The organism is Bradyrhizobium sp. P2_E8 (assembly GCF_056403875.1).
In genome coordinates this window covers 1-4,166 of the sequence record NZ_JBFUES010000706.1, presented here as the reverse complement: position 1 = coordinate 4,166, position 4,166 = coordinate 1, and the positions used below count along the sequence as shown (strand labels likewise).

5 protein-coding genes are annotated in these 4,166 nt (G+C 65.6%); 2 read left to right on the top strand and 3 right to left on the bottom strand.

From position 1 onward, the window contains the following. Nucleotides 1-443 (bottom strand): metallophosphoesterase family protein (locus tag AC1D00_RS30005; RefSeq protein WP_477013158.1); only part of this gene is annotated, 443 nt, incomplete at its 3' end. Between the two features lie 296 nt (nucleotides 444-739). Continuing rightward, nucleotides 740-943, bottom strand: coding sequence for a hypothetical protein (locus tag AC1D00_RS30000; RefSeq protein WP_027544264.1), 204 nt, complete (start codon nucleotides 941-943; stop codon nucleotides 740-742). Nucleotides 944-1,147: 204 nt separating this feature from the next. Here AC1D00_RS30000 and AC1D00_RS29995 point away from each other — a divergent pair, with 204 nt between their 5' ends. Both AC1D00_RS29995 and AC1D00_RS29990 read left to right on the top strand, forming a co-directional pair. After that, a complete protein-coding gene (locus AC1D00_RS29995; protein WP_477013157.1) occupies nucleotides 1,148-2,521 on the top strand; it encodes a leucyl aminopeptidase family protein in 1,374 nt (457 codons plus the stop codon). Further along, on the top strand, nucleotides 2,514-2,864 hold the full coding sequence (locus AC1D00_RS29990; RefSeq protein ID WP_477013156.1) for a hypothetical protein: 351 nt from the start codon (nucleotides 2,514-2,516) through the stop codon (nucleotides 2,862-2,864). The genes AC1D00_RS29995 and AC1D00_RS29990 overlap by 8 nt, the downstream gene beginning before the upstream one ends. A gap of 130 nt (nucleotides 2,865-2,994) precedes the next feature. On the opposite strand, the gene AC1D00_RS29985 is transcribed toward AC1D00_RS29990, so the two are convergent. Beyond that, nucleotides 2,995-4,166, bottom strand: a 1,172-nt coding sequence (locus tag AC1D00_RS29985) for an ABC transporter ATP-binding protein (RefSeq protein WP_477013155.1), incomplete at its 5' end; no start/stop codon positions are given.

Below are 4,166 nucleotides of genomic sequence, written 5' to 3'. Positions count from 1 at the left end.
TGGTACGTGCCTTGGTCGATATTGCCGCTCGCAAGCGTCGTGAGGCTGGCGCGGTTGGAATCCAGCAGCACCAGATCGAGGCCGGCGTGGCGGTAATAGACGCTCTTCGAGGTCCGCGGCAGATGCAGGTAGTCATAGACGTCGTGGCGGCCCGCGCGCTGGCTCGGACGCTTGGCGTCGTGATTGCCGGCAATCGCCTGGATGTCGGTGAACACACGGCTCCGCCGGAAGGACGCGATGACGGCGAGCGCTTCGTCGAGCGCGCGCGGCGTCGGGTCGTCCACGAGATCGCCTGTGATCAGCAGGATGCGATCGGGAATGTCCGCGAAGGCCGCCATCCTCTCGCGCAGGGCGGCGCTCAGTGTCTCGATCGTCGCAAGCAGCCGCCCTGACCCGTCCAGATGCAGGTCGGAAATCTGCGCAATAACGAACGATCTATCCATCTTGCGCCGCTCGTTGCGGATGCTGCGCCGCCCAATACGATGAGAGAAATGCTTTCGACGAACGGGTTCAGGCCGGTCTCGGCCCGGGCGAGGACGAACCCCGGGGCAAGTATCAACCGCGTGCCACTCCGTTCCTGCACTCGATGGGTGCAGAGGCGAGCAGCGCAATCTAAAATATTCGCCGATAATGCCACAACCACAGCGCTAGTAAAGCCCTGCCGCCGTGCGCGCGTGAACGGCAGTTCTCTACACGGATGGATACGAGATCTGCCCGTCGCCGGTTTCGTTTCACCGGATCAATATTCGATGGCAAGCCGCTTGCGGATTTCGTCGACGCGCTTGTCGAGCGCATCGAAGCGGGCGTGTACGGAGCGGTCGTGGAGATAGAAGACGTAGCCGCCGGCAAGAAACGCGAAGATCCAATGATGATGCTCGACATAGCTGAAGATCGCCTCGACGGCCTGGCCGATGAATGTGACCATGCTCCACACGACGTCCATTGCATTTCCTCCCGGCAGGCTTCGCCTTCGGCCGCCGGCGATCCGTTTCCATCTGGCGGCCGTTGCCGGAACCTAGCATGGCCCCTTTGCTGCGAGTAGCGGCTCGCTCAACGGTGACGGCAAAGCCGATTGCGGCCACGGCAAAACTCTGCGAAGTCTCCTTCATCCGCATAACCAGCCTGATCTGACGACCCGGACCCGCCAATGCCATCTGTCTTCGAGACGTCGCCGACCGCCATCCCGATCACCTTCGTCACCAAGTCGAGCTGGGATCAGGTCGCCGAGACGCTGCCGCCGGCGCAACGCCAGTTCGCCACGGCGAGCGCCTTCACCGCCAAGCCGGGCGGCTACCTCGCCCTGCCCGCCCCCGACGGTGCGATCGCGCAGGTGCTGTTCGGCCTCGAGGACGAGGGCGCAAGATCCCGCGACCTGTTCCGGCCGGGCGCCCTGCCCGGCCTGCTGCCGCCGGGCACCTATCGCTTTGCCAATGCACCGCACGATGCACGGCTCGCCGCACTCGCCTTCGCGCTCGGCTGCTACCGTTTCGCCCGCTACCGCAAGGCGGATAGACCCGATGTCCGCCTGGTGCCGCCTGACGGCGTCGACGCGATCGAGATCAGCCGCATGGCGGATGCCGCGATGCTGGCGCGCGACCTCATCAACACGCCGTCCAACGACATGGGGCCGGAGGAGCTCGCTGCAGCCGCGCAAGAGCTCGCCAGCGAATTCGGCGCGAGCCTTGCCTGCACCATCGGCGAGGATCTGAGGACAGATTTTCCGCTGATCCACGCCGTCGGCATGGCCTCGGACCGCGCGCCGCGGCTGATCGACATCTGCTGGGGCGATCCCGCCCATCCCAAGGTGACGCTGGTCGGCAAGGGCGTGTGCTTCGACACCGGCGGGCTCGACCTGAAGCCGTCGAGCGGCATGCTGATCATGAAGAAGGACATGGGCGGCGCGGCCAACGTTCTGGCGCTCGCGCGCATGGTGATGGACGCGAAGCTGAAGGTCCGGCTGCGCGTGCTGATTCCGGCGGTCGAGAATGCGGTCGCCGGCAATGCTTTCCGCCCGCTCGACATTTTTACGTCGCGCAAGGGCATCACGGTCGAGATCGGCAATACGGACGCCGAAGGCCGGCTCGTGCTCGCCGATGCACTGGCGCTCGCCGACGAGGAGAAGCCCGACCTGCTGATCGATCTCGGCACGCTGACCGGAGCTGCACGCGTCGCGCTGGGGCCGGATTTACCGCCCTTTTACACCAATGATGAGACGCTTGCCGCCGACGTCGCGCGCTGCGCCGTCAGGGAGAACGATCCGTTGTGGCGCATGCCGCTGTGGCCGCCCTACGATGCGTGGCTGGACTCCAAGACCGCCACCATCACCAATGCACCGTCCGGCGGCTTTGCCGGCTCGATTATCTGTGCGCTGTTCCTGCAACGCTTCGTCGAGCAGGCCAAGAGCTGGCTGCATGTCGACATCTATGGCTGGACGCCGTCGGCGAAGCCGGCGCGCCCCGAAGGCGGCGAGTGCCAGGCCGCGCGCGCCATCTACACATTGCTGAGCGAGCGCTATGCATGATCCAGGACACGATCCAAGGCTGACACCGGCGCGGGCCGACCTCGCCGCCAAATATCTCGAAGGCAAGGTGCAGTCGGAGCGCTTCGTCACCGGCGAGGAATTCGAGGTGACGGATGCGATTGCAGCGGTGCGCGAGCAGCCGTCCCCGGGCGCGATGCTGATGACGGAGGCGCTGCGCGGCGATCTGATCTTCTGGAAGGGCCATGTCGCCATCGTCCGCGACGGCGGCACCATGGTTCACGCCAATGCGCATCATATGGCGACGGTGATCGAGCCGATCGAACCGGCGATTGCGCGGATCAAGCAGGCCGGCAGCGAGGTCATGGCGATCAAGCGGCTCTGATTATTCCAGTCATTCAGGGGCACGCGCATCGCGCGTGAACTATGAGGTGCAATTGCAGATCTGAGAATCTCGCCCCACAATCTCTGGATTCCGGGTTCGCGCCACGCGCGCCCCGGAATGACAGCAGTTCCTACGTCGCCACCGATCCATTCCCGGCCGTCTCCAGCCGGAATGCCGCCGCGAACAGTGCGCGCGTGTAGTCGCTCTTGGGGTTTTTGAACAGCTCGGCCGCCTGCCCCTCCTCGACCACCTTGCCGCCGCGCATCACGATAAGATGGCTGGCAAGCGAGGCGACGACGCGCAAGTCGTGCGAGATGAACATGTAGGTGAGATCGCGCTTGCGCTGAAGCTCGCGCAACAGATCGACCATCTGCGCCTGGAACAGCATGTCGAGCGCGCTGGTCGGCTCGTCCAGCACGACGAAATCCGGTTCCAGCACCACCGCGCGCGCGATGCTGATGCGCTGGCGCTGGCCGCCGGAGAACTCATGCGGGTAGCGGTAGCGGGTGTCGGGCTTCAGCCCGACGTCCTCGAGCGCCTTGACCACGCGCGCCTCGCGCTCCTCGCGCGACAGTTTCGGCTGATGCACGGAGAGGCCTTCGGCGATGATGTCGGCGACCGACATGCGCGGACTGAGCGAGCCGAACGGATCCTGGAACACGATCTGCATGTCGCGCCGGAACGGCCGCATCTCCTTGAAGCGCAGGCCCTGGATGTCTTTCCCCAGGAACACGATGCGCCCGTTCGAGGAGATCAGCCGCAGCAGCGCCAGCCCCAGCGTGGTCTTGCCCGAGCCGGATTCGCCGACGACGCCGAGCGTCTCGCCCTTGCGCACGGCGACGCTGACGCCGTCGACCGCCTTGATGTGGCCGACCGTCTTGCGCATCAGGCCACGCTTGATCGGAAACCACACTTTCAGGTCGTCGGCCGACATCACCACCGGCGCACCCGGCTGCGGCGGCGCGGGATCGGGCTTCGGCTCGGCCGCGAGCAGGTCGCGCGTATAGGGGTGCTTCGGCGTCTTGAACACCTGCTCGACCGGTCCCTGCTCGACGATCTCGCCGCTCTTCATGACGCAGACGTGGTCGGCGATGCGGCGCACGATGCCGAGATCATGGGTGATGAAGAGCAGGCTCATGCCGAGCCGCGCGCGGATCTCGGCGAGCAGCGCCAGGATCTGCGCCTGCACGGTGACGTCGAGCGCCGTGGTCGRCTCGTCCGCGATCAGCAGGTCGGGCTCGTTGGCGAGCGCCATCGCAATCATCACGCGCTGACGCTGGCCTCCGGAGAGCTGGTGCGGAT

What these genes read in the sequence shown, in the direction of transcription:
- AC1D00_RS30000 (WP_027544264.1), bottom strand. Translation starts at nt 943, where the DNA reads ATGGACGTCGTGTGGAGCATGGTCACATTCATCGGCCAGGCCGTCGAG.
- AC1D00_RS29990 (WP_477013156.1), top strand. Translation starts at nt 2,514, where the DNA reads ATGCATGATCCAGGACACGATCCAAGGCTGACACCGGCGCGGGCCGAC.
- AC1D00_RS29995 (WP_477013157.1), top strand. Translation starts at nt 1,148, where the DNA reads ATGCCATCTGTCTTCGAGACGTCGCCGACCGCCATCCCGATCACCTTC.